This window comes from Pseudomonas sp. Irchel 3H7, from assembly GCF_900187605.1.
Taxonomy (GTDB): domain Bacteria; phylum Pseudomonadota; class Gammaproteobacteria; order Pseudomonadales; family Pseudomonadaceae; genus Aquipseudomonas.
Genome location: NZ_FYEA01000019.1, coordinates 1 through 24,488 on the forward strand (window position 1 = coordinate 1; position 24,488 = coordinate 24,488).

Genomic DNA, 24,488 nt, shown 5'->3' on the forward strand with positions numbered 1-24,488 from the left:
CATCCCGAACTCAGCAGTGAAACGATGCATCGCCGATGGTAGTGTGGGGTTTCCCCATGTGAGAGTAGGTCATCGTCAAGATTAAATTCCGAAACCCCAATTGCGAAAGCAGTTGGGGTTTTGTTTTGCCTGTAGAAAAGTTTTTACTCGCGACAGCGAACAAATTTGCACAGTTATTTTCGAATCAGAACACTAGAATAGCCCCACCTTATTCGGAGCCAGAGCCTTTATGTCAGAGTCGGTTGACGCCCCCGGGCTGTCAGATTTACCGCTGGAAGACTTGGTGGCCTGTCACGAGTGCGACCTGCTGATGCGCAAGCCCACACTTGCCCACGGCGAAAAAGCGCTCTGCCCACGCTGCGGTTACGAGTTGTACGCTCACCGTCACAACGTGGTGCAGCGCAGCCTCGCCTTGGTGATCGCAGCCTTATTGCTGTATATCCCGGCAAACTTTTTACCCATCATGCAACTCAATATCCTCGGACAATCCTCGCAGGATACGGTCTGGAGTGGTGTGCTCGGCCTGTTCAATACGGACATGCAGGGCGTTTCGATTGTCGTATTTCTGTGCAGCATGGCCATACCGCTGCTCAAGTTGCTGTGCCAGTTGTTCGTGTTACTGACGATCCGCTTCAATGTCGGACGCAGCTATGGCTTGCTGCTCTATCGCATTTATCACCACCTCAAAGACTGGGGAATGCTCGAGGTCTACCTCATGGGCGTACTGGTGGCGATCGTCAAACTGGCAGACATGGCAGCCATTACCGTAGGCCTGGGTTTGGCGTGTTTCATCGGCTTGTTGTTGGTTCAGGTCTGGCTGGAAGTGGTGATGTCACCGCACCAGATCTGGCAGGCGTTATCAGGAGAGGACGCTCATGCGGGCGATTGATGCGGGCATTCTGGTCTGTACCGAATGTCATGAGTTGAACAGGCAGGAAGCGGACACCGACGAGCAGACCTGCACCCGCTGCGGTGCATTGATCCACGCTCGCAGGCCTGACAGCCTCACCCGTACCTGGGCACTGCTGATCACGGCAGCGATTATCTATATTCCAGCCAACGTGCTGCCGATCATGACTGTCAGTTCTTTGGGCCAGGGTGATCCGAGCACTATCATGTCCGGCGTGATCCAGTTGGTGCAGCACGGCATGATTCCGATCGCGGCTGTGGTGTTTATCGCCAGTATTCTCGTGCCCACCTTCAAACTGGTGGGTATTGCGCTGTTGCTGTTTTCGGTACAACGACGCCAACCGTTGTCCGCGCGTCAGCGTATCTGGATGTACCGCTTTATCGAGTTCATCGGCCGCTGGTCGATGCTCGATATTTTTGTGATCGCCATTCTCGTGGCGGTCGTCAACTTCGGCCGGCTTGCCAGTGTCGAAGCCAATCTTGGCGCCATCGCCTTCGCCAGTGTGGTGATTCTGACGATGCTCGCCGCAGTAACTTTCGATCCCCGACTGATTTGGGATAACACGGAGTCGGACGACGACCATGACTGATTTGCCCGTAGCGAAAACCCGACCGGCTTCGAACTGGTCTGCCATTTGGGTTCTGCCTCTGATCGCGCTGATCATCGGCGGCTGGCTCGGCTGGCGTGCCTACTCCGAAACCGGTATCGAGATTCAGATCCGCTTTGAAAGTGGCGAAGGCATCCAGGCCAACAAGACCGAGGTCATGTACAAAGGCATGCCGGTCGGTAAGGTCAAGGCGCTTAAGCTCGACGATGAAGGCAACTCAAAAGGTGTGATCGCCACCGTTGAGATGAACAAGGACGTCGAGCAATACCTCAAGACCAGCACGCGTTTCTGGCTGGTCAAACCGAGCGTGACCCTGGCCGGTATCACCGGCCTGGAAACTCTGGTTTCGGGTAACTACGTCGCTATCAGCCCCGGCGAAGGCGAACCGACGCGCAAGTTCAAAGCGCTGGCCGAAGAGCCGCCGTTGTCGGACGCCAAGCCCGGTCTGCACCTGACTATCAAGGCGGATCGTCTCGGATCACTGAACCGTGGCAGCCCCGTGTTCTACAAGCAGATCAAGGTCGGCCAGGTCAAAAGCTACCTGCTCTCGGAAGACCAGAGTACCGTCGAGCTCAAGGTTTTCATTGAGCCGACCTACGCCAAACTGGTGCGCAAACACACGCGTTTCTGGAACGCCAGCGGCATCAGCATCGACGCCAACCTGTCCGGGGTGAAAGTGCGCAGCGAATCGCTGGCCAGCATCGTCGCCGGTGGTATCGCTTTCGCCACACCCGAAAATCGCAAGGACAGCCCGCCGACCGATCCAAGCCTGCCATTTCGTCTGTACGAAGACTTCGATGCGGCCGCTGCCGGGATCCGTGTGAAGGTCAAACTCAGCGATTTCGAAGGTCTGCAGGCTGGCCGTACACCAGTTATGTACAAAGGTATTCAGGTCGGCAACCTGAAGGCGCTGAAGGTCGATCCGGACCTGAACAGCGCCACTGCCGAACTGACTCTTGATCCGTTGGCTGAAGACTATCTGGTGGACGGCACGCAGTTCTGGGTAGTGAAGCCGTCGATTTCCCTGGCGGGCATTACCGGTCTGGAAGCCTTGGTGAAAGGTAACTACATCGCTGTGCGTCCGGGTGATAAAGGCGCGCCGCCGAAACGCGAGTTCGAGGCACGGCCGAAGGCGCCGCCGCTGGATCTGCGTTCGCCGGGCCTGCACCTGGTGTTGTTCACCGATACACTTGGCTCGATTGATGTCGGCAGTCCGATTCTGTTCAAACAGGTCAAGGTCGGTTCGGTTCAGAGCTACCAGTTCTCCAAGACTCGCAAGCAGATAGTCATCGGTGTGCACATCGAGAAGGAGTACGAAAACCTGGTCAACGCCTCGACACGCTTCTGGAACGTCAGCGGTGTCACGCTGACCGGCGGGTTGACCGGCGGAATCCAAGTGAAGAGCGAGTCGCTGCAAACCCTGATGGCCGGCGGTATCGCTTTCGAAACACCGCAAGCCAAGGCGCCGTTACAGAAGCGCATTCCGCGCTTCCGTTTGTTCGCCAACCACGATGACGCTAATCAGAAGGGTGCCGTGGTCACGATCAAGGTCGATCGCGCCGATGGTTTGCGCAGCGGCACGCCAGTTCGCTTCAAGGGCCTGGATGTCGGCAAGATTGAAAGCGTTGATCTGACTGACGATCTGCAATCGGTGATCCTCACGGCGCGCATCACTGAAGTGCCGGAGAAGATCGCCCGGGTTGGTAGCCAGTTCTGGGTGGTAAAACCGGAGCTCGGCCTGATCAAGACAGAAAATCTGGAAACCCTGGTGACCGGGAAGTACATCGAAGTGCAACCGGCGGCGAAGAACCTCGGCCCGCAGAAGAACTTTGTGGCCTTGGCCAATGCGCCGGAAGTGACCAAGCAAGAGGCCGGTCTGAGTCTGGTCTTGAGCGCGGCCCGTCGTGGTTCGCTGAAGCCGGGTGTGCCGGTGACTTACCGTGAAATTACCGTGGGTAAGGTCACCGGTTATGAACTGGGCCAGACAGCTGATCGCGTGTTGGTGCACATTCTGATCGAGCCGAAATACGCGCCGTTGGTGCGCAGCGGTAGCCGGTTCTGGAACACCAGCGGTGTCGGGTTTGATATCGGTTTGTTCAACGGGCTGACGGTGCGCACCGAGTCGCTGGAGACGGCGATTCAGGGAGGGATTGCCTTCGCCACGCCGGATGGCGAGCGCATGGGTAACCCGGCGCGAGCTGAGCAGACGTTTCCGCTGTTCGACAAGTTTGAGGATGAGTGGCTGACCTGGGCGCCGAAGATTTCCCTCGGTAAGTGATTCTATGGTGTCTGAAGTGGCGCCATCGCGAGCAGGCTCACTCCCACAGGGGAGTGCATTCCAACTGTAGGAGTGAGCCTGCTCGCGATAGGGCCCGCAAAATCAGCACAAATCCCAAGCCATAAAAAAGGGCCGCGATCCAAACAGATCGCGGCCCTTTTTTTGCCTTCAGTTAATGCCGATCAAACCGTATCCAGCTCTGGCTCATCCGCTTCAACATTGACCGTAGCCTTCACCACATCATGGCGACGGATGTACTTCCAGTCCGCCTCATCAATGTAGATCCCCGCCGGGCCGCTGCCACCTTCCAGGTCGATCGCGACACTGGCGCAGACCTGCGGCTTCACACTCGCCAGAATCGGCACGAAGCCCAGTTGCAGACTGGTTTCCAGCAGCGCAGCCTGGTTCTTCTCGTCGATGTCTGCGGCCTCGTCGAGGTAGTACGGCAGACGCACGCGACCGGCCTGGTCGCGATCCATCAAGTGCAGCAACAAGTACATGTTGGTCAGCGCCTTGATGGTCATGGTCGTACCGTTGGACGCCGCGCCATCGATGTCGGTGTGGATCACCGGCTGGCCGTTGACCTTGGTGATCTCGAAGGCCAGTTCGAACAAGTCCTTGAGGCCGAGTTGGTTGTGGTTCGCCGCCACCAGCCGCGCCAGGTATTCCTTGGCCTCTTCGTTCTTGTTGTCCTGCTCGGCACTTTGGCTGAGGTCGAACACCGACAGGGTTTCGCCTTCTTCGTACTGACCGGCGCTGTGGATGATCTGGTCGATGTGCTTGAGCGCTTCCTTGTTCGGTGCAAGGACGATGCGGAAGCTCTGCAGGTTGGACACTTGACGCTTGTTGATCTCGCGGTTGAACAGCGCCAGTTGATGTTCGAGGCTGTCGTAGTCGCTGCGAATGTTGCGCAGGGTCCGGGCGATGTCGGTGACTGCCGCGCGACGGGCCTTGCCCAGTGTCAGCGCTTCATCGGTGCGGTGCGCGTAAGCGTTGATCAGCAACGACAGGCGGCGCTCCATGTCGTCTTCGCTGTCGAACTTGGCCACGCCTTTCAGGCGCACTTGCGCGTACAGCGCTTCAATCTGGCCATCGGCGCGCAGCAGACCTTGCCAGCTGTCCTGATAGTCGTTGAGCAGCGGCAGCAGGTTGTCCATCGAATCGTCGACCGGATCCATGAACGGCGTACCGAACGGCAGATCCGCCGGCAACAGCTGACGACGACGCAGCGCATCGTCGAGGGTGCGTTGCTTGGCTTCCATATCGGCGATCTGGCGGCCGACCAGTTGCAGCTTGGCCGACAGTTGCTGGACACGTTCGGTGAACGCGTCGCTGGAACGCTTGAGTTCGTCCTGCGCGCCTTCCATCTGCGCCAGTTGCTCGAGCTTGTCGCTTTCTTCAGCGCTCAAAGTCTGCGTGCGGCGGAAATCTTCCAAGGCTTTCTGCGCGTCCAGCACTTGCTGGTACAGCGCTTCGGTCTGGGTCTTGCTCGCGGCGCGGTCAGCAGCAACGGCCTGTTGGGTCTTGAGCTGTTTCAGCTCTTTTTCCAGACGCTCTTTCTGATCGCGCAACGCGGCACGGTCGGCCAGTGCTTGCAGGGCCGGCGGCTCGATGTGCGAGATGTCGATGGACAGGCCCGGCACTTCGAAGCGCTCGCCTTTGAAACCATCGAGAATCAGCTCGACCGATTTGACCCACGCACCATCGTCGTCGAGGGTGATGCCGTGTTCGCCCAGCGGCAGGCTGAACAGCGCGCTGTTGAACAGACGCATCAAGCGCTCGACGTCCTGTTGCGAGAACTCCTCGCGCAGACGGGCGTAGCTGTTGTTGTCGGCGTGATCGAGTTGCTGCTTCACCGACTTCAGGCGTTTTTCCAGATCGCGTACGCGCTCTTCCAGATCTTCCGCACTGAATTGACGCGATTGCGCCAAGGCACCGGCCAGTTCGTCGTGGGCGTCTTTGGCGGCGAGCAATTGTTGCTCGAGCACTTTGACGTCATCGACCAGGGCGAAGCGATTTTTCAGCACCGACAATTCGCCGAGCCAGCGCTGGATACCGGAAATTTCCCGCTCCAGACGCATCAGTTCCTGAGTGCCGCCGCGCTGATCGTTTTGCAGACTGTCCTGCTCGCCACGGTAGTGGTCGGCCTGAATCGTCAGTTCTTCTTTGCGCGCACTGGCGTAATCCGACCAGGTGCCGAGCAACGAATCCAGAAGTGGCGACAGGCGATGCAGTTTGCCGCGCAGCACGTCGCGCTGTTTCACGCCGTTGGCCAAGGCCTCAACCAACGGGCCGGCCGCGACCAGCGAGTTGTAGTCCTGTTCCATACGGCGCACGTCGCGGAAGGCCTCTTCGCAGGCGGCGATGTAATCGACGCTGCCGGAACGCAGGCTGTGTTCGAAGGCATCGAGGAACAACTGCTTGAGCTTGGCCGCGGTGATTTCGCGCATGTGCAGCAGGTTGATGAACAGCGCACGGAAGGTCTTCAGGCTCTGTTCGCTGGTGGAGCGCAGCGGAATCAAAGTCAGGTCGAGCGGAATCGACGTATGACCGCCTACCAGCAAGCGACGCAGTTCGTCCGGCTTGAGTTCGTAGGCTTTCAGGCCTTCTTTTTCAAGGTTGCTGAACAGCTCTTTCTGGCGCAGGCAGGTGTCGTTCTTCTGGTAATGCGCCAGATCGAGCTTGCCGGCGTAAGCAAAGAACTGGTGACCGAAACCGCCGCCCGGGCCGCGACCGACCACGCCGATCACGTGCGGGCCGTGGGGCAGATTCACTTCGACAAGGATGTAGCTTGTGTCGGAAGCGAAGTAGAAGCGCCGCGATTGTTCCAGGCTGTATTTGCCGAAACTCATGTCCGACATGCGCGCCAGAATCGGGAATTGCAAGGCGTTGATCGATGCCGATTTACCGAGGTTGTTTGCGCCGTAAACCGACAGCGGTTCTTCCAGCGGGAACAGACCGAGGCTGTAACCGGCGGTGTTCAAAAGGGCAAAGCGGCGGATGCCGTAGCGTTCCTGGCTCATGCGTCGGACTCCTGTTCTTCGGCAATGGCGCGGGCCAGTGCGTCTTCTTCGCTCTCTTCTTCAAATTCGGAAAGATCGAGCGGGTCGTCGGTTTCGAGGAATTTGGCTTCGGCCGCTTCGTCGATCAGCACCGGTGCTGGCAACGGCAGCACGCTGTGCACGCTGGCCGCCAGATCACGGTCCTGCTGTACCGACAGGCAGACGTCGAGGAAGCGGTGCATCGGCGGCAGGAAGCGGTACACGCCGTTTTCTTCGCTGGCAAAACCGAGCTGAGTCATGCGGCGCATGATCTTTTCTTCGAGTTCTTCAACGGTCTGCACTTCGGCCTGAATGAACAGGTCGCGGTATTTCTCCAGCAGCGACGGCAACTCTTCGCGGCCGAGGCTGCCGCCATCGAGCACGGCAATCGGGTCGCGGCCCTGATCGGCCAAGTGCTCGACGAGGATGAAGGTGAACAGCGCCAGACGCTGGGCAGTCTTGTTCACCGCCGCGGCGGCCATGTCCGGCACAAAGTAGTAGAAACCACGGGTATCGCAGACCAGTTCAAAGCCCAGCGCCTTGAACAGTGTGCGGTATTGATCCTGGAAGTTCGACAGTTGCGTGTACAGCTCCGGGTCGCGGCGGCTGACGTGGTAACCCTTGAACAGCTCGCGGAAAATCGGCGCGAGTTGCGACAGTTCGGAAAGATCAAGATGCATTGGGGATGCTCGCAGAATTCTCGGCGGCGCTGTCGCTGGCCGAGAGCAGGGCGAAGGAGCGCAGGCTGACCTGGTGCTCGTGAGTGTGGTATTCGCGGCGTTCCAGACGCTCGCGCTTGAAGCGTTTTTCCCGCGACAGGCGCGAGAACCAGTAGAGCAATTCGTCGGTCGCGCCGTCCGGTTCCTGCTCCAGCAGCCAGGTCATCAGATCCGGCATCGGCAGGGCTTCTTCGCAGCGGTCGACCATCTCGCGAACGGTGCGTGGCGCGCGTGGGGCTTCGCCTTTCTGCGTTTTGTGCGCTTTCGGGAAGCGCGCCGGTTTTGGCTCGAATCGCGCCAAGGCATAAACGTAGGCTTCGACCTGACTGGCGCTGCCGAGGAAGGTGCTCTGCGGGCGGGTAAACAGCGGCATCGCGGCTTGCGGCACGGCGTCGATGCCTTTGCGGCGAATCGCTGCCAACGCCAACGCGGCGCCACGGGTCACGGCGTTGTGCCGACGCGCTTCTTCACGCAGCGGCAGCAGCAGTTCACGGGCATGACGCAAAGTCAGCTGGGCACTGGTCTGCATTTCGAGGATGCGCGCGTGGGTGCGCAGCAGCATGTCGTCATCGACCAGATGGCCGAGGCGCTGCTGTTCGCTGAGCATCTTCAGCAGCACGGTTTCGACCTTGCGCACGCCTTGTTCGAAGGCGCCGTCGGCGTTCACCAGATCGATCATCGGCTCGACATATTCGTCCCACGTCGCCAGCACTTCGGCGTAACGCTGACGCAGCGGAATTTGTCGATCGCTGGTCTTCGCGCGCTCGGCGACGGCGACCAGGGCCTGTTCGTCGTTGTCGAGCTTCTTCAGCACATCGCGCACGCGCATGTCGAGCAGGCGCAACTGGCGGGCAAGGTCGTGGCCGTCACGGACTTCGAACGCGTCCTGGATGTAACCGGCCAGACGCTCGAGGTGACGCAGATAGGCTTCGATTTCCAGGCACAGGCCCAGCCGGTGCTCACGACGCAGGTAAGCGAGGAAGTCATGAATCTGCGCATTCAGCTCGAAACGGTTCGGGCTTTTTGCCACCGGAATCAGAATATCGAGGCGAATCCACACGTCGAGCAGGCTGGTGATGTCCTGCGGTGTGCTGTCCAGTTGTTGGGCGGCCAGTTGCGAGCGCAGTTCGTTGAGGCTCAATGTGCCTTGGTCGAAATGCTCACACAGTGGCTCAAGCAATGCCCAGTGTTCAGCGAGGGCGCGCAAGACGCGCTTGGGTTCGATCATCGGAATGCCCGGCTGGTTGGCAATGAAAAGCGGCGATTGTACTGCATCACGAAGGATGCGATTCACTCTCGGGACGGACTGTCGCTTTCTTTAGACCAAGTCTATCGATCAACAACGGGCGATCTTGAGCGAACGGCGGTAGAATCAGCGCACTTCAGTTATCCACAAGTGGCCGACCCTTGCTAATCGAGTCCCGCCGCCGCGCCTATTTGAACGCCATGCAGGTGGTCAACTGGCTGCCGCGCACCGAATTGCCTTTCGCCGCGCCTTCACGGCCCGAGCTGCTGGACATGCCCGAGCCCGAGGTAGAGGCGCCGGTGGTGCTTGCGCCTGCGGTCGAAGCGCCCGCGCAGCCTGCCGCTCGTCCGGCCGAACGGCCGAAGATCGAAGTGCCGCGTCCTTCGTTGGCCAGCACCCGGACCAACGCCAAACCGGTGGAAGAGGCCGACGACACGCCGGTTGTCGCCAAGCCGGCGCCAGTGCCACCTCCGCGTTTCGCCCTGCAATTGCTTCGTGCCGGGCGCTGCCTGTTGTTGGTCGAGTTACCCACAGGTGAACCGTTCCAGAACCGTGATCCGGCTTATCTGTTGCTCAAGGACATGCTGCGCGCCGCCGGTCTGCCGGATGCGCCGCAAATCGTCGGCGAACCGGTGCGTTGGCCGTGGCTCAATCGCGGCACCATGGATCAGGGCCCGGACGCGGCGCGCGACTTCGTTCAGGGTTTCCTTTCGGTGCAAATGGAAGCCGCTCCGTGCGCCTGCCTGTGGCTGATCGGCCTGCCGGCGGTACGTTTTGCCGGTGAAGCGGATGCCGAAGCATTCAATCGTGAATTGCAGATCGAAGGTCTGGGCTCGGCCTGGGCCATTCCCGGTCTGGAATTGTTAATGGAAGAGCCACAGCGCAAGGCCGCTGTGTGGCAAGCCATGCGTCGGCTGATGGCGCGCTGGAAAGAATCGAATGAGTGACGCTGTATCGTTCCGCCCGATGACCGAGGCGGATCTGGAAACCGTGCTGAAAATCGAGTACGCCGCTTACAGCCACCCGTGGACTCGGGGGATTTTTCTTGATGGGCTGGGCAAGTACCAGATCTGGCTGATGTTCGAGGGTGAGCAGCAGGTTGGTCACGGGGTGGTGCAGATTATTCTGGATGAGGCGCATCTGCTCAACATTACCGTCAAACCTGAGAATCAGGGGCGTGGGCTGGGGCTGACGTTGCTTGAGCACTTGATGTCGCGGGCGTATGCGGCTTCGGCGCGGGAATGTTTTCTGGAAGTGCGTGACAGCAATACCGGCGCTTTCAAGTTGTATGAGCGTTATGGCTTCAATGAGATTGGCCGGCGTCGGGATTATTATCCGGCGGTGGGCGGGCGCGAGGATGCCGTGGTCATGGCCTGCACCCTCGTTGACTGATGACCTGTAGGAGCTACCGAAGGCTGCGATCTTTTGATTTTGATGTTACGACCAAGATCAAAAGATCGCAGCCTTCGGCAGCTCCTACAGGGGGGCGCGTCTGCTAGCGGTTGCCATCCAGCGGATCACGCCGCGCCAGCTCCGCCTCATCCAGCCCATTACCACCGCCGATGTCATCTTCATCGACAATGCTCAAATCCCAATCCGCCTGATTGCCTTCCCCGGCCTCTTCGGCATCCCGCGCACCGTCTTCGTGAATCAGCGTTTCCGGGCTCAAGTCATCGTCGGTGGGTTCATGGTCAGCGGTCGATGCACCGGTAAAACCGGCCTCGCGCACCCGCTCACGCGGCATCAACTGCTCGCGCTCACGCTCCGGGATCTCATCACCGATTTTCGCGCTGGGCTGGTCTTCATCGAAATCCAGCTCATGCACCGAACCCATGCGGTCTTCGTTATCATCAATGGGTTCTGGTTGCACCGCATCGTAAGGGCGTCGTGAATCAGTCATGGCAATTCCTCATACTGTGGGCCTTACTTAGGTGGACTCGCCGGGCACACGAGAATTCCAATGAAATCACTTGCGTTGGCGGCGTGACCCCGACGGGCGGTCGTCTGTCATACCAGCGCATCTTTCTTGAGGCCTTACAGCATGCATGACTTACAAGACCTGATTGATAACAACGAGCGTTGGGCTGACGCGATCACCAAGGAAGACCCGGATTTCTTCGCCAAACTGGCGCGCCAGCAAACGCCGGAATATCTGTGGATCGGCTGCTCCGATGCGCGTGTGCCGGCCAACGAAATCGTCGGCATGCTGCCGGGCGATCTGTTCGTGCACCGCAACGTTGCCAACGTGGTGCTACACACTGACCTCAACTGCCTGTCGGTGATCCAGTACGCGGTCGACGTACTCAAGGTCAAACACATCCTCGTCACTGGCCACTACGGCTGTGGCGGTGTGCGCGCGTCAATGCAGGATCGTCAGTTTGGCCTGATTGATGGCTGGCTGCGTTCGATTCGCGATCTGTACTACGAGAAACGCGAAGAACTGGCCAAGCTGCCGACCGAAGAAGAGCAGGTTGATCGGATGTGCGAACTCAACGTGATCCAGCAAGTGGCCAACGTCGCGCACACCAGCATCATCCAGAACGCCTGGCATCGTGGGCAGAGCCTGTCGATCCACGGTTGCATCTACGGCATCAAGGATGGTCGCTGGAAAAGCCTGAACACCACCATCAGCGGTTTTGAGCAATTGCCGCCGCAGTATCGTTTGCGTCCGGTTGGCGCTTTGTAACCGGGCTGTCAGCGCAAACCCGAGAGCCGCCAGCGCTGTAAAAAGTGCTGGCCCTCGATACTGGGTGGCTCGTCGTGACCGGTGATCCACCCTCGACAGCGTTTGGCTGCGCAGCCGCAGGCAAACTGATGCAGCAGTTTGTCTTCGGTGGCGGCGTAGTCCATGGTCAGCCGCTCCCCCCTGTGGATATCTTTTAACGCCCACAACCACAGCTCGCTCATGTCGAGAAATACGTTGGGGTCGCACGCGTGTTCGATCAAACCGCAAAAGCGCGGATCGTAAATGTGGATGCCCGTCAGCATTTGTCGGGTCTGTCGGCAGCGATAGGGCAGTAGCTGCCCGGACACCCGGCATATCCGATGACTTTGCACAAACTCGCTTCGCGCTGCGACCGCCATAGGGCTGCCGTGCGCATCGTGGATGATTTCGAAGTCGGCACTGGCGGGAAACCCCAGTCGCACGGGCAAACCGGCGAAGGGGTAAATACCCTCAGTATCGCGTGGCGCCGATTGCGCCATGGCGTGGATATTCATAACAGTCCTTGTCGCAAAGGTTTTGCGACTTCTTTGGGTTGACGTCCTGTCAGCACTGCAACACTTCTGTTTGGATCCAATCGTGTCGTATTAGGTATAGCCGGTCTACTGTCAGATCTGACAGGCGATTTAGACGCTTTCCCGCGTCAGCATTGGCTGACACGGGAGCGCTTTCGGCGATTACAGGTGCGGGGCGGGAACGGCGGTGGCCGGCAGCGGTGTCTGCAATTGCTTCAGTTGCGCCTTGATCGGGGTGGTCGCGCACTTGGCGACGGCCTGTTCCGGGGTCAGGTTGCGGATCGAGGTGTAGAACAACTCGCAGGTTTTGACCTTCTGCGTCACCTGCCACGTCTGTGTGCAACTGTTGAGGGTGGCCTGCGCATCGCTGCCCGGTTTGCTGCCCATGCCAGCCTGCCAGCAGGCCGCGCTCAAATCCTGACCCATGACTTTCAGACCCGCAGCATCAGCCTTGGCCTGGGCGTCGTCGCCGGTGTAGCTTTTCGGGTCAGCGGCGTACCAGATATAGCTCGGATGGTTGGACCCCAGCACCGGCACTTTCACGCCTTCGCTCGGGCTGATCGTCGCCAGGCCCAAGACATTCACGGTTGGCCCGTATTGCTGCTTGATCCAGTTACGCACCGGTGCGCCGAACGCGACCATTGGCAGCGTCGTGCCGCTGGCGGTCTGGCTGAACTGTTTGACCAGGGTGGTCTGGTAGTCCTTGAAATAGTCATACACGCCTTCCAGATCACTGCCGGCGTTGGACGGTGCCGCGATCGGGGCGATGTCGATAATGGTCTGGAACGCTGGTGTCTGGGCGGCGGGGAGGCCGTTGTCGGTCAACAGAGTCGCCCAACGATCGGTGGTGTTCGAACGCAGATAATCCTGCGCTTGCGTCAGCGAGTAATCCGGCGGGAAATGCAGCAACTCGACACTTTTGCGGTTTTCCAGAGCCATGCCCAGCGGCAGGAACAGGTACCAGCTGTAGGCCCATTTGCCATCGGCGTTGAGCTTGCTGGCGCCGGTGTAGGCCAGATCCCCGGCGTCCAGCAGCGCCGACAGCGGTTTGTCGTAATCCTTTGGCACGCCGGTGATTTCGGCGTAGAGCTGGCCGTTGTCGGTTTTTACCAACACCTTGGCATCGGCATAACCATCGCGTTGCACGCTCTGGCTCAGGTAATGGGCGACGGTCTGTTCCAGCGTCCAGTTGCGGAAGCAGATCACGCTGCAATTGTTGGGGTAAGCGAAGAGACGGGTGACGCGTTCGGTGCTGCCCAGTTTCAGATCGACATCGGCGTGGGCGGCAGCGCTCAGTGTGAGCGCGGCGAGTGTGAGTCCTGCGAGTTTGAACATGCTCAGATCCTTTTCAGCGTGGGTTCCCCCGCGTATCGGGGGCGCCTCATAGTGGATCAGCCGCGTTTGACAGAGAAGCCGTCATCGGCAGATTTTTGCGCAAACTCGCAGGGCGGGTTTTCAAGCCTGAAAATGCAGGGCGTTGGTCAGATCGCCCATGGGTTTCTGACCCCGGGCAATCATCGCCTCGTCCCGTTGCTTGAGGCCGTCAAGGGTCTCCAACTGGAAGAGACGGGTGATCAGCCGCAGGATCGACGCGGTGTCGTAGACCGTGTGATCCACCGTGCCTTTGCGCGCGAACGGCGACACCACCAGCGCCGGCACGCGTGACCCCGGCCCCCAGCGGTCGCCCTTGGGCGGCGCGACGTGATCCCACCAACCGCCGTTCTCGTCGACCGTGACGATGACCACCATGTTTTTCCACTGGGGGCTTTCGCGCAGCACTTTCAACGCACGCACGATATGCCGATCCCCGGAGGCCACGTCGGCGTAACCGGCGTGCATGTTCAGGTTGCCTTGCGGTTTGTAGAAGCTCACCGCCGGCAACTTGCCCGCTTCGGCATCGGCGAAAAACCTGTTGGTGCTCGACTCATCGCCCAGACCGGCATCGCGCAAGCGTTTATTGCGTTCGGCGGGGTTCTCCGGACCTTGCTGCTTGAAGTAGTTGAACGGCTGATGGTGATACTGGAAGTTGGGGATTTTCGGAATGCCGCCGGAATCCTTGTACTGATCCAGCGTCGCCTGCCACGCACCGGCATACCACGCCCAGTCAATGTTCTTTTTCGACAACTTGTCGCCGATATGCTCGTGGGTCTGCGGCACCATGACGTTGGGCAGATCCGCTTTCGAATACGCCGGGCGCTCGGGGTCGCGAATCCAGGTGGGCCAATAGGGCGGCGCGAGGGTGTTGACGCCAAAGCCGTCCGGGGTCAGCGCACTCGGGCCGAACTGCGGCGGGCCGCTCATGGCGCTGGCCGGCGATGCGTCCAGCGGCTTGAGGCGCGGATCGGCCGGATCATCGCTTTGCAGCGCGGCGATCTGCGACTTGGCCACCGAATTGGCTGCGTCCGGATAGAACGGCGCGGTGGCGCTGATCAGGTACTGGTGGTTGAGGAACGAGCCACCGAAGGCGCCCTGAAAGAAGTTGTCGCACAGCACGAACTCCTGAGCGACGTCCCACAGGCGCAGGGAATAACGGCTCTGCGCGTAATGACCCATGGTCAAACCACCGGAGTCGGCCCAAGCGACGAAGCCGTCGTTCTTGCCACCATTGATCTGCATCTGGTTCTGATAGAACACGTGCCACAAATCGCGGGTCACCAGACCGAATGGCAAGTCTTCGCCATTCGGGCCTTTGAGGGCGAACGGTGCATTGGGCAGGTTGTCCTGAAATTGCGTGGCGCTGGGGTAGGTCACGCCATCGAGGGTTTGCGGGCCGATCTGCAGCACGCCGCCCCAAACGGGTGGCAGGGTTTGCAGCAGCGAGCCGTCGCGATCACGTTGTTGATAGTCGCCGGGCTTGAGTGCGGCCAGCGGCTTTTCGACACCGGGGAAATCACCGAACAGATTATTGAAACTGCGGTTCTCGGCGTAGATCACCACCACGGTTTTCACCTGATCGCGCAGGGACTTGTCCAGTTCGGCGGGCGTCAGCGGGCGCTCGGCCGGTTTGCCCGGTTGATCACCTGCGCTGCCACACCCGGCCAGTGTTGCTCCGACACCGAGCACCGCGACGCCGCCGAGAAAGCGGCGGCGACTGGTGTCGGTAGGTTGATTGGATTCAGGTGCGTCAGTGCCGTCTGTGTCGTCTTTCATCTGTCAGCCCGTTTTGCTTAATTGTTTCAGTATGTTTCGGGCGGACGCTAGCAAGGCAATGTGACGGTTGGGTGACAGAGCGTTTTGTCGTTGCGCTCCTAGCCGGGCATGAGCTGGGTGAGCGAATAGCCGAGCCTGCTGGCCGCTGTTACGGCGGTCATGACCACCAGAAACAGCAATTGCAGCGGACTGAAGTGCGCCCAGTGCAATGCGGTCAGCCACGGGCGGCGGCTGCTCAGTTCCGGATCGAGCGAACCGATACGGCGTTTGTGCACCAGCCCGATCAGGAGCGTGCCGACATAAGTGAGCGCGCCCAGCGGCCCGAGCATCAGCGAAAACAGCAGCACCATCATCCCTTGCGGTACTCCGTGGCGTATCAGCAGCCAGCGCGTGTCAGGGTTCCATTTGCGCGGTATCAGCCATTCGGTGAGCCACAGGTCCGGCACGATGACATAGGACGTGAGCACCACCCACCAACTCAGGGCAAAGCGGAAAAACCATACCGGCACGCAGGCAAACAACATCGGCATGAAGACGAGGTGCATGGCCGTTTTTTCTTGGGAGGACAGATGTTGCAGGAACAGCGCCAAGGCAATCGCTGTCCAGACCCACACCCAGGTTTCGGCGGCAATCGGTCGTGGAAAGAACCGTCGCCAGTAAAAAACATCGGCATAGGGCAAACGTGCGAGCAGCTCGGGGAAGCGCCACGTAAGCTTTTCCGACAAGTCATGGCAGGCCTGCCATTCATTCTGGCCAAAGCCGTCGATGATTTTCTTTTGCTGCAAAGGCTTGAGCGGGTTGATCAACAAGTGCGCCGCCTGAACATCGGCCGCCCACGTGCGGTCGCTTTCAGCCTTGGCGCGCAGATTGTCGTAGAAACTTTCCTGCTCGCAGCGTTCGATCAAGGTGTCCCAGAGCCAGTCCGGTTGCGGGTGCAGGCCTTTGTTGTGATCCCAGCCGAACAGTTGGCCGATGCGGTCGAACAGCGGCACGCTCCACTCAGTGTCATTGAGCACGTGCAGCAGGGTTTGCTGCCATTGTTCGCGGCGATCGAATACCTGCAGCCACGGTTGAGCGCTGTAGCGTTTGAGCACGTTGAGAAATTCGCGTTCGCTCTGGCTTTCGAGCAGCGCTTGCAGGGCGTTTCGATAATCGGCCATCAGGCTTTCGGCGAGCAGGTCGCGCTGGCGATCATTCATCAGCACGTCTTGCCACGGCCCTAGCCATCCGAGGTGTTCGACGGCCCAGTGCAGCACTGGGCTGCGCAGATGTGGCTGGTCAAAACACCGTTGCAGCAACAGCCTTTCGTAAGCCTTGGCGCAGCCTTGCTGTTGCGCCTGATCCCAACGCTCGCCGAGATTTTCTGGCGACAGTCCCTCAAGCAGTTGCCGTGCGGCCTGCGCTTCAAGCACATACGCTTCTGTGTCCGGGGCCGCCGTCAGGGGCTCGACAGGCAAAACATCATCCTTCGCCAGCGGCGCAAAAGGCTCTGGGGCTGCCGGGTTGACGGGCGGAAAGTCGAGATCGGCAAATTCCCACGGCTGGTTTTGCCGGTGGCTGTGTTTGTTTGCCAGCGCAGCATCGAACGCCAGCGCGGCAAAGGCGCTGGACGCCGTGGCGACGTCGGTGTCTTGTTCCTCCTCGGGTTCAGCGTTTTCAAGGCGCCACCGGGCAATCGCCAGCGCTTGCTCGTAGGCTTCGCGCAGGCGCTGGAAGCCTTCGGCATCCTCATCGGGGCGGAAGGTTTTCAGCAGCCGCGCATAGGCGCGCTTGATGTCGCGGGCTTCGGCGTCATCGTGCAGGTGCAGCACCGACCAGCAATCCATGGCCAGACTCCTTATTGCCACGGGGTGCGGTCGAGTTCGCTCAGGCGTCGGCTCAAATCGGTGCGCACTTCGCGGATCTGGCGCTCATCCTGAGAGTCGAGCGCGATCTGGAATTGCTTGGCCCAATCGCCCATCAGATCACGCAGATCGCCCAGGCTTTCCTGATAGAGGCGCTCCAGACGTGCACTGAGCAGCGTGTTGACCTGTTGCTCGCGCGGATGAATCTTCAGTTGTGCGAGGTTCGCCAGGCGTTGCTGGATCTCCTCGGGTGACAGCACGCCTGGGTTGTTCTCGATGACCAGCGAATGCTGTTGCCCGGTCAGGGGGATTTTCACCTGGGCTTCGAGCAGACCGTTGTTGTCGTAGGTGAAACGCACGTCGAGGGCAACTTCGCCGGCCTTGCGTTTCGGCACCTTGATGTCCAGTTCGCCGAGTGCCACGTTGTCTTTGACCAGACGGCTTTCGCCCTGAAAGATGCGCACGACCACCTGTTCCTGATTGTCGTGCAGGGTGTACACGGTTTTCACCCGACTGACCGGCACGATGCTGTTGCGCTCGATGATCGGCAGGTAGTGGCCGCTTTCATAGTTGCGGCCGACTTGCGTGGAGGTCTCGATGCCCAGCGTGTAAGAGCAGACATCGGTCAACACCACTTCTTCCAGCGCTGCAGCGCGGGCCTTGAGTGCCGCCTGAATGGCCGCGCCCTGGGCCACAACCTGATCCGGGTCGAGGGTGATCGACGGGAACCGGCCGAACAGCCCGGCAGCGAGTTTGCGTACCAGCGGCATGCGCGTGGTACCGCCGACCAGCAGAATCTCGTCGAGATCGCTGACGCGGATGCGCGCATCGCGCAGCGCCCGTTCAATCGGCGCGCGCAGACGTTCGAGCAGCGGCATGTACAGCGTCGCCAACTGTTGCTGAGTAATGGTGTGCGTCCACTGCCGCTCACCGAGTTGCAAGCGGAATTCGGCGCTGTCGTCCTGACCCAGCGCCTTGCGCACGCGCTCGGCCTCGCGACGCAGCGGCTGGATGACGCTGCTGCGCTCCGGGAAGTCTGCGGCGGAACGGTGCTGGCTGATGAAGTGCTCCAGCAGCACGGTGTCGAAGTCTTCGCCGCCGAGGAAGTTGTCACCGGCACTGGCGCGGACCTCCATCACGCCTTCGAACAACTCCAGAATCGACACGTCGAACGTGCCGCCACCGAGGTCGAAGACCAGGAACGAAGTTTCCTTGTCGCGTTGATGCAGTCCATAGGCGAGGGCGGCGGCGGTCGGCTCGTTGATCAGCTTCTCGACCTTCAGCCCGGCCAGTTCGCCGGCGATGCGCGTGGCTTTGCGTTGAGCGTCGCTGAAGTAGGCCGGGACGCTGATCACGGCTTCGGTGACGGTTTCGCCAAACGCGCGCTCGACGTCTTCTTTCAGACTCTTGAGCACCAAGGCGGAGAGTTCTTCCGGGCGAAACGCCTTGTCCGCCAGGTACGTTTGCGTGGCGCTGCCCATGTGGCGCTTGAACAGCGAAGCGGTCAGGCGCGGATGCGTGTGCAGACGCTCGCGCGCCGCCTGACCCACCAGAATCCGGCCTTGATCATCCAGGCCGACGACGCTTGGTGTCAGGAACTGGCCCAGGGCATTGGGCACCAACTCGGTGGCATCGCCCCGCCAGACGGCGACCAGGCTGTTGGTGGTTCCCAGGTCAATCCCTACGATCATTGCAACGAACTCCCTTTGCGCTTGGTAAAAAATGGAAACATTTATGGGCGCGCAGAATATTACCGAGGGTGCGATGCGGTAAAGCAGGATGATGGCTCTGAGCCATTATTTGCGACAGGCAGCCCGACACACGGCTGTTTCAGGAGAAAAATGCGGGCGCGGCCAGCATGACCGCGCCCGCTTTGTTACGGCATCACTGGCGGCGTATACGCCAGTGTCGTCCCCAGCGCCCACAACAACAGCAGCACCAGCGGTGTGTGCACCAGCAGTTGCACGAAGGAGAAACCAATCAGATCCCGCGCCTTCAACCCCAGCACGCCCAGCAGCGGCAGCATGTAGAACGGGTTGATCAGGTTCGGCAACGCTTCGGCGGCGTTGTAGATCTGTACCGCCCAGCCGAGGTGATATTGCAGATCATTGGCGACCTGCATCACGTACGGCGCTTCGATGATCCACTTGCCGCCACCCGACGGAATGAAGAAACCGAGAATCGCTGAATACACGCCCATCAGCAGCGCATAGGTGTCGTGGGAGGCGATGCTGACGAAGAACGTCGAGATGTGGTGCGCCAGGGTTTGCGCGTCGGTGCCTTTGACCGTAGTCATCAGCGCGGCAATCGAGCCATACAGCGGGAATTGAATCAACACGCCCGTGGTGGTCGGCACCGCGCGGGCCACGGCATCGAGGAAACTGCGCGGACGCCAGTGCAGCAATGCGCCGAGCATGATGAACAGGAAGTTGTAAGTATTGAGCCCGGAAATCGCGGTGATCGCCGGTTTGGTCGAAAACTCATGGAACAGCCATCCCGCCGCCAGCAGCACCAGCACGATGATCAGCAGCGGACTGTGTTCCAGCCATTCACCCGGCCGCGTGCGCGGTTGCAGCGGTGGCAGGTTGAAGGCCGGGTCGATCCCACAGGCCTCGGCGTCACGTGCCGAATTCGGCCCGGGGGCGGTAGCGTAGGCAATGATGATCGAGATCACGATCAGCGCCAGCAGCATGACGCCGGACTGCCAGAGGAAAATCGTTTCGGTGAACGGAATCACCCCGGTGATCGACAGGATCGACGGCGGCAGACTGGCGGGGTTGGCCTGCAATTGCGCAGCCGACGACGACAAGCCCAGCGCCCACACCGCGCCAAGGCCCAGATAGGCAGCGGCGCCAGCAGCGCGGTAATCCATTTTCAGATCGGTGCGGCGGGCGAGGGCGCGCACCAGCAAACCGCCGAATACCAAGGACAAGCCCCAGTTGAGCAGGGACGCAACCATCGAGATCAGCGCCACCCACGCCACGGCGGAACGGCCGTTTTTCGGGATGCGTGCCAGGCGATCAATCAGTTTTACAGCAGGCGGCGAACTGGCGACCACGTAGCCGCCGATCACCACGAAGGCCATCTGCATGGTGAACGGAATCAGACTCCAGAAGCCGTCCCCGAAGGCCATCGCCGCATCGGTGGGTTTGGCGCCCATGGCCAGTGTGGCCAGGGCGACGATGATCACCGCCAGCGCGGCGAATACCCAGGAGTCGGGAAACCAGCGTTCGGCAAAACTTGAACAGCGCAGGGCAAAGCGTGCGGAGCGGCTATCTTCGATATCAACGGCCACAGGGAGTACCTCGGATTTTTTATGGTTATTGTGGTCCGCGGGAACGCTCGCCGATCTCGACAACACAGAGATCCCTGTGGGAGCGAGCCTGCTCGCGAAGAGGTCGGCACATTCAACATTGAAGTTGCCTGAACTGACGCTTTCGCGAGCAGGCTCGCTCCCACATGGGGTTTACGGCGGTTGGCCGGCGTTGGCGTGGTCCCGCTGGACAGGCATTAACAGTAATTCAACTGCCGATGCTTTGTGAGCAGGTTTTGCAAAACCGGGACTATGGTCTAACGGGTTGTCCACCAGCCCATTTGCGTAGACCATGGGCGCCTTGGTTTTTTGCCTGTTTCCGAGTTCTTTGCCATGACTGCCCAATCCCCGGCCAAACCTGCGCCGTTCAGCCGTTCCGACTACAAAACCCTCGGCCTTGCGGCCCTGGGCGGCGCGCTGGAAATCTACGATTTCATCATCTTCGTGTTCTTCGCCCTGACCCTCAGCCAGTTGTTCTTCCCGCCGGAAATGCCCGAATGGCTGCGTCTGCTGCAAAGCTTCGGCATCTTCGTCACCGGTTATCTGGCGCGGCCGCTGGGCGGGATTCTGATGGCGCATTTCGCCGACAAACTCGGGCGCAAGAAAGTCTTCAGCCTGAGCATCCTGATGATGGCGCTGCCGTGCCTGCTGATCGGCATCATGCCGACTTATGCACAGATCGGTTATTTCGCGCCTTTGCTGTTGCTGGCGCTGCGCATCCTCCAGGGTGCGGCAGTCGGCGGTGAAGTACCGAGCGCCTGGGTGTTTGTCGCCGAGCACGCGCCGGCCGGTCATCGCGGGTATGCCTTGGGATTTTTGCAGGCCGGGCTGACGTTCGGTTACTTGATCGGCGCATTGACCGCGACCTTTCTCGCGCAAGTCTTCACACCTGCTGAAATCCTTGATTACGCCTGGCGCTATCCGTTCCTGCTCGGCGGCGTGTTCGGCGTGATTGGCGTGTATCTGCGCCGCTGGCTGAGCGAAACCCCGGTGTTCATGGCCATGGAAGCGCAGCGCGAGGCACGGGTCGAGCTGCCGCTGCGCACGGTGCTGCGCGAGCACCGGCTGGCGATGTTGCCGGCGATGTTGCTGACCTGCGTGCTGACCTCGGCGGTGGTGGTGTTCGTAGTGATCACCCCAACCATGATGCAGAAAACTTTCGGCATGACCGCCAGCCACACCTTCGCGCTCAGTGCCTTGGGCATCGTGTTTCTCAATATCGGCTGCGTGATCGCCGGGTTGCTGGTCGATCGTATTGGCGCTTGGCGCACGGTCATGCTGTATAGCCTGCTGCTACCGTTGGGCATCGGCGTGCTGTATGGCTGTTTGATCATGGGCGGCGAATGGATTGGCCTGGCTTACGCCGTCGCCGGTCTGGCGTGCGGTGTGGTCGGTGCGGTGCCGTCGGTGATGGTCGGTTTGTTCCCTGCGCGTATCCGCGTGTCAGGCATTTCCTTCACCTACAACATCGCCTACGCCGCGTGGGCGAGCATCACACCGCTGCTGCTGATCGGTCTGATGCCGTGGAGCCCGTGGATTTGTGTGATGTTCTGCGCGGTGATGGGCATGGTCGGCATCGTCAGCGCGGCGTATTTCGGCGCGCGCATGCCCCGAGTCGGCAGCCAATCCGTGGCGCCTTGTTCCTGAAGGCGAGTTAACGGCCTCAGCGCAAACCCGCGGAGGCCGTTACGTCAACCAGTGCCACCACAGTAACGTCCCCGCCAGACCCACCACCGAGACGATGGTTTGCAGGATCGACCAGACCCAGATCGTCTGTTTCAGTTGCAAGCCAAAATACTCGCGAACCATCCAGAAGCCGGCGTCGTTGACGTGGCAGAAGAACACCGAGCCGGCACCAATCGCCAATGCCACCAACGAACTTTGCGTCGCGGCGAGGCCCGCCATCATCGGCGCCAGAATCCCCGCCGTCGTGGTCGTGGCCACCGTCGCCGAGCCTGTGGCCTGACGCAATGCCACAGCGATCAACCAGGCCAGCAACAGGTACGGCATGTGCGCGCCTTCGGCGACTTTGCTGATGGTCTGACTGACGCCGGCATCCAGCAATGTCTGCTTCAAGCCGCCGCCGGCGCCGATGGTCAGCAACAGCACGGCAATCGGCGCCAGACTTTTGCGCAGGGTGCCGCCGACGTCTTCACGGGGCATGCCGTTGGCCCAACCGAGGCAGATCACCGCCGCCATCACCGCAATGCTCAGCGCCACCAACGGTTCGCCGAGAAACTTCAGGCTCAGGGCGACGCTGCTTTGCGGGCTCATCGCGACTTTCGCCAGGGTGCTGCCGAGCATCAGCAGCACCGGCAACAGAATGATCAGCAGCGACATGGCGAAACTCGGCTGGCGCGGCGCTTTCGGCGGCGCACTGAACAGCGCGCCGAGTTCTGCCGGCTCATCAATGTGCATGCGTTTCGACAGCCAATTGCCGTACAGCGGCCCGGCCAGAATTACCGCCGGGATGGCAATGCTGAAACCCAGCAGCATGGTCAGCCCAAGGTCGGCATGCAACGCGCTGACAGCAATCAACGGCCCGGGATGCGGAGGCATAAGAGCATGCAGCGTGGTCATCCCGGCCAGCGCTGGAATCGCGATTTTCAACAGCGGCTGACCCGAACGGCGAGCCATGACGAAAATGATCGGCACCATCATCACCAGGCCCACTTCAAAGAACAGCGGCAGGCCGATCACCATCGCCACCAGCGCCATGACCCACGGCAACGACTTGCCTTTGCCCAACCCGAGCAAGGTCGACGCAATGCGGTCGGCGGCGCCGGATTCGGCCATCAGCGCACCGAGCATCGACCCCAGCGCAATGATGATCCCCGCTTCACCGAGAATCGCTCCGGCGCCCTTGCTGAACGCCTTGGCCACGTCTTCGGGCGGCAAACCAGCGCCGACACCGGCAATGAAAGTACCGATCAGGATCGATAGAAACGGCGGCAGTTTAGTCGCGCTGATCAACACGATAATCGTCGCAATGGCCAGCAGACAGCAGAGAATCAGGCGGGTGTCGTGAACCATCCAGGCAGCGGTCGATAAATCCAAAACGGAACTCCTTATCGGGCGGATAGCTGCAACATATTGTTGCAATTTGCCTTGAGGATACCCGATATGGCCGGGCCAGAGCGCTGGGTTTTATAGTCGCTCGGTGGGGAACAGAACAGACCAGTGGCCTATCGAGATTATTTTTGACTGACCGGTCGCAGACGCTCTTCAGAAAAGATTTTCAAGGCCGATGGCTAGGCTGCATCCCGCTTTCTATCCTGCCCATCGGTACTTTCCCATGTTCAACAAACGCCTGAAGCAAGAGCTGGCCGCTCTTCGTGAAGAACTCTCCAGCCTCGTGCAGGTGAAGGAAAGCCTGGAAAGCGAGATGCTGGTGCTGAACCTTGAGCCCGACGGGCGCATTCAATCGGTCAACCAGAACTTCCTCACCGAGATGCTCTACAAGAGTCAGGACCTGATCGGGCGGGCGATTGAAGACATCGTCCCGGCGCATGTGAAGACTGACGAGTTCCATCACCGCTTCAAAAACGCCATGAACCGCGGCGAACATTTCGCCGGTGCCGTGCGCCTGCTGCGCGGCAATGGTGAAGAAGCGTGGCTGCGTTCGATCGTGCAACCGGTGCGTTCTTCGGACGGGCGGATCAAGCACATTTCGCTGTTCGCCAGCGACCTGACCCGCACCATCGAAGCTTCTCGTGAACACGAAAACCTGATCGGTGCGTTGGTGCGTTCGACCGCCGTGATCGAGTTCGACCTCAACGGCAATGTGCTGAACGCCAACGATCGCTTCCTCAGCGGCATGGGTTACAGCCTGGCGCAGATCAAGGGCAAACATCACCGCATGTTCTGCACGCCGGAGGAGTACAACAGCGCCGAGTACCAAAACTTCTGGCGCCGTTTGAACAACGGTGAGTTCGTGGCTGATCGCTTCAAGCGTGTCGACAGCCACGGTCGTACGGTCTGGCTGGAGGCGTCCTACAACCCGGTGGTCGATGCCAACGACAAACTGTACAAAGTGGTGAAGTTCGCCACGGTGATCACCGATCAGGTCAACCGCGAGCAAGCCGTCGCCGACGCAGCCAGCATCGCCTACAGCACCTCGCAGCAAACCGACAGCACCGCCCA

General features: G+C 60.2%; 18 protein-coding genes and 1 pseudogene. 8 read left to right on the plus strand and 11 right to left on the minus strand.

Annotated features, from left to right (window positions below; all coding sequences use genetic code 11):
* The first annotated feature begins 229 nt into the window (after positions 1 to 229).
* The 3 genes from CKW38_RS27355 to CKW38_RS27365 are packed head-to-tail and all read left to right on the plus strand — an operon-like array spanning position 230 to position 3,795.
* Entirely contained in the window at positions 230 to 889 is a 660-nt protein-coding gene (locus CKW38_RS27355; RefSeq protein WP_007912972.1) for a paraquat-inducible protein A, read from the plus strand.
* Positions 876 to 1,499 carry a paraquat-inducible protein A gene (locus tag CKW38_RS27360; RefSeq protein WP_095114359.1) on the plus strand — a complete coding sequence of 208 codons (624 nt, stop codon included), beginning with the start codon at positions 876 to 878 and terminating at the stop codon, positions 1,497 to 1,499. The genes CKW38_RS27355 and CKW38_RS27360 overlap by 14 nt, the downstream gene beginning before the upstream one ends.
* A complete protein-coding gene (locus tag CKW38_RS27365) occupies positions 1,492 to 3,795 on the plus strand; it encodes an intermembrane transport protein PqiB (protein WP_007912970.1) in 2,304 nt (767 codons plus the stop codon). The genes CKW38_RS27360 and CKW38_RS27365 overlap by 8 nt, the downstream gene beginning before the upstream one ends.
* Before the next feature lie 182 nt (positions 3,796 to 3,977).
* On the opposite strand, the gene mksF is transcribed toward CKW38_RS27365, so the two are convergent.
* Genes mksF through mksB form a run of 3 tightly spaced genes read right to left on the minus strand, consistent with a single transcriptional unit; the run spans position 3,978 to position 8,783 of the window.
* Complete coding sequence (gene mksF / locus CKW38_RS27370; RefSeq protein WP_095114360.1) at positions 3,978 to 6,818, minus strand: Mks condensin complex protein MksF; 2,841 nt, start codon at positions 6,816 to 6,818, stop codon at positions 3,978 to 3,980.
* On the minus strand, positions 6,815 to 7,516 hold the full coding sequence (mksE, locus tag CKW38_RS27375) for an Mks condensin complex protein MksE (protein ID WP_095114361.1): 702 nt from the start codon (positions 7,514 to 7,516) through the stop codon (positions 6,815 to 6,817). The genes mksF and mksE overlap by 4 nt, the downstream gene beginning before the upstream one ends.
* Positions 7,506 to 8,783, minus strand: coding sequence for an Mks condensin complex protein MksB (gene mksB, locus CKW38_RS27380; RefSeq protein ID WP_007912967.1), 1,278 nt, complete (start codon positions 8,781 to 8,783; stop codon positions 7,506 to 7,508). Before mksB ends, mksE begins: the two co-directional genes overlap by 11 nt.
* A 218-nt stretch (positions 8,784 to 9,001) precedes the next feature.
* Between mksB and CKW38_RS27385 the strand changes: the two genes are divergently transcribed.
* Both CKW38_RS27385 and rimI read left to right on the plus strand, forming a co-directional pair.
* Positions 9,002 to 9,748, plus strand: a complete 747-nt coding sequence (locus CKW38_RS27385) for an energy transducer TonB (protein WP_095114362.1) — start codon at positions 9,002 to 9,004, stop codon at positions 9,746 to 9,748.
* On the plus strand, positions 9,741 to 10,193 hold the full coding sequence (gene rimI / locus CKW38_RS27390; RefSeq protein WP_007912963.1) for a ribosomal protein S18-alanine N-acetyltransferase: 453 nt from the start codon (positions 9,741 to 9,743) through the stop codon (positions 10,191 to 10,193). Before CKW38_RS27385 ends, rimI begins: the two co-directional genes overlap by 8 nt.
* A gap of 103 nt (positions 10,194 to 10,296) precedes the next feature.
* Here the strand turns inward: rimI and CKW38_RS27395 are convergent, their stop codons facing one another.
* Positions 10,297 to 10,701, minus strand: coding sequence for a hypothetical protein (locus CKW38_RS27395; RefSeq protein WP_007912958.1), 405 nt, complete (start codon positions 10,699 to 10,701; stop codon positions 10,297 to 10,299).
* Between the two features lie 141 nt (positions 10,702 to 10,842).
* On the opposite strand from CKW38_RS27395, the gene can reads away from it, so the two are divergent.
* On the plus strand, positions 10,843 to 11,487 hold the full coding sequence (gene can, locus CKW38_RS27400; RefSeq protein ID WP_007912954.1) for a carbonate dehydratase: 645 nt from the start codon (positions 10,843 to 10,845) through the stop codon (positions 11,485 to 11,487).
* 8 nt (positions 11,488 to 11,495) lie between these two features.
* On the opposite strand, the gene CKW38_RS27405 is transcribed toward can, so the two are convergent.
* The 6 genes from CKW38_RS27405 to CKW38_RS27430 form a co-directional block, all read right to left on the minus strand.
* Entirely contained in the window at positions 11,496 to 12,020 is a 525-nt protein-coding gene (locus CKW38_RS27405) for an SET domain-containing protein-lysine N-methyltransferase (protein WP_007949698.1), read from the minus strand.
* 180 nt (positions 12,021 to 12,200) lie between these two features.
* Positions 12,201 to 13,373, minus strand: a complete 1,173-nt coding sequence (locus CKW38_RS27410; RefSeq protein WP_095114363.1) for a hypothetical protein — start codon at positions 13,371 to 13,373, stop codon at positions 12,201 to 12,203.
* A gap of 120 nt (positions 13,374 to 13,493) precedes the next feature.
* Complete coding sequence (gene acpA / locus CKW38_RS27415; RefSeq protein ID WP_095114364.1) at positions 13,494 to 15,188, minus strand: acid phosphatase; 1,695 nt, start codon at positions 15,186 to 15,188, stop codon at positions 13,494 to 13,496.
* Positions 15,189 to 15,286: 98 nt separating this feature from the next.
* On the minus strand, positions 15,287 to 17,014 hold the full coding sequence (locus CKW38_RS27420) for a J domain-containing protein (protein WP_095114365.1): 1,728 nt from the start codon (positions 17,012 to 17,014) through the stop codon (positions 15,287 to 15,289).
* Positions 17,015 to 17,025: 11 nt separating this feature from the next.
* On the minus strand, positions 17,026 to 18,723 hold the full coding sequence (locus CKW38_RS27425; protein ID WP_007912942.1) for a molecular chaperone HscC: 1,698 nt from the start codon (positions 18,721 to 18,723) through the stop codon (positions 17,026 to 17,028).
* A 185-nt stretch (positions 18,724 to 18,908) separates the two neighbouring features.
* Positions 18,909 to 20,327 carry a short-chain fatty acid transporter gene (locus CKW38_RS27430; RefSeq protein ID WP_095114366.1) on the minus strand — a complete coding sequence of 473 codons (1,419 nt, stop codon included), beginning with the start codon at positions 20,325 to 20,327 and terminating at the stop codon, positions 18,909 to 18,911.
* Between the two features lie 351 nt (positions 20,328 to 20,678).
* Here CKW38_RS27430 and CKW38_RS27435 point away from each other — a divergent pair, with 351 nt between their 5' ends.
* Positions 20,679 to 21,992 (plus strand): MFS transporter, encoded by a 1,314-nt coding sequence (locus tag CKW38_RS27435; RefSeq protein ID WP_007912938.1) that lies wholly within the window; start codon positions 20,679 to 20,681, stop codon positions 21,990 to 21,992.
* Between the two features lie 39 nt (positions 21,993 to 22,031).
* Here CKW38_RS27435 and CKW38_RS27440 read toward each other — a convergent pair whose 3' ends face one another.
* Positions 22,032 to 23,402 carry a gluconate:H+ symporter gene (locus CKW38_RS27440; protein WP_007912937.1) on the minus strand — a complete coding sequence of 457 codons (1,371 nt, stop codon included), beginning with the start codon at positions 23,400 to 23,402 and terminating at the stop codon, positions 22,032 to 22,034.
* A 238-nt stretch (positions 23,403 to 23,640) separates the two neighbouring features.
* On the opposite strand from CKW38_RS27440, the pseudogene CKW38_RS30760 reads away from it, so the two are divergent.
* A pseudogene (locus tag CKW38_RS30760) lies at positions 23,641 to 24,417 on the plus strand (PAS domain-containing protein); the annotation flags it as partial.
* Between the last annotated feature and the right edge of the window lie 71 nt (positions 24,418 to 24,488).

Excerpts from the sequence above, each read along its gene's own strand:
- CKW38_RS27355 (WP_007912972.1), top strand. The coding sequence starts at position 230 with ATGTCAGAGTCGGTTGACGCCCCCGGGCTGTCAGATTTACCGCTGGAA.
- CKW38_RS27360 (WP_095114359.1), top strand. The coding sequence starts at position 876 with ATGCGGGCGATTGATGCGGGCATTCTGGTCTGTACCGAATGTCATGAG.
- CKW38_RS27365 (WP_007912970.1), top strand. The coding sequence starts at position 1,492 with ATGACTGATTTGCCCGTAGCGAAAACCCGACCGGCTTCGAACTGGTCT.
- mksF (WP_095114360.1), bottom strand. The coding sequence starts at position 6,818 with ATGAGCCAGGAACGCTACGGCATCCGCCGCTTTGCCCTTTTGAACACC.
- mksE (WP_095114361.1), bottom strand. The coding sequence starts at position 7,516 with ATGCATCTTGATCTTTCCGAACTGTCGCAACTCGCGCCGATTTTCCGC.
- mksB (WP_007912967.1), bottom strand. The coding sequence starts at position 8,783 with ATGATCGAACCCAAGCGCGTCTTGCGCGCCCTCGCTGAACACTGGGCA.
- CKW38_RS27385 (WP_095114362.1), top strand. The coding sequence starts at position 9,002 with ATGCAGGTGGTCAACTGGCTGCCGCGCACCGAATTGCCTTTCGCCGCG.
- rimI (WP_007912963.1), top strand. The coding sequence starts at position 9,741 with ATGAGTGACGCTGTATCGTTCCGCCCGATGACCGAGGCGGATCTGGAA.
- CKW38_RS27395 (WP_007912958.1), bottom strand. The coding sequence starts at position 10,701 with ATGACTGATTCACGACGCCCTTACGATGCGGTGCAACCAGAACCCATT.
- can (WP_007912954.1), top strand. The coding sequence starts at position 10,843 with ATGCATGACTTACAAGACCTGATTGATAACAACGAGCGTTGGGCTGAC.
- CKW38_RS27405 (WP_007949698.1), bottom strand. The coding sequence starts at position 12,020 with ATGAATATCCACGCCATGGCGCAATCGGCGCCACGCGATACTGAGGGT.
- CKW38_RS27410 (WP_095114363.1), bottom strand. The coding sequence starts at position 13,373 with ATGTTCAAACTCGCAGGACTCACACTCGCCGCGCTCACACTGAGCGCT.
- acpA (WP_095114364.1), bottom strand. The coding sequence starts at position 15,188 with ATGAAAGACGACACAGACGGCACTGACGCACCTGAATCCAATCAACCT.
- CKW38_RS27420 (WP_095114365.1), bottom strand. The coding sequence starts at position 17,014 with ATGGATTGCTGGTCGGTGCTGCACCTGCACGATGACGCCGAAGCCCGC.
- CKW38_RS27425 (WP_007912942.1), bottom strand. The coding sequence starts at position 18,723 with ATGATCGTAGGGATTGACCTGGGAACCACCAACAGCCTGGTCGCCGTC.
- CKW38_RS27435 (WP_007912938.1), top strand. The coding sequence starts at position 20,679 with ATGACTGCCCAATCCCCGGCCAAACCTGCGCCGTTCAGCCGTTCCGAC.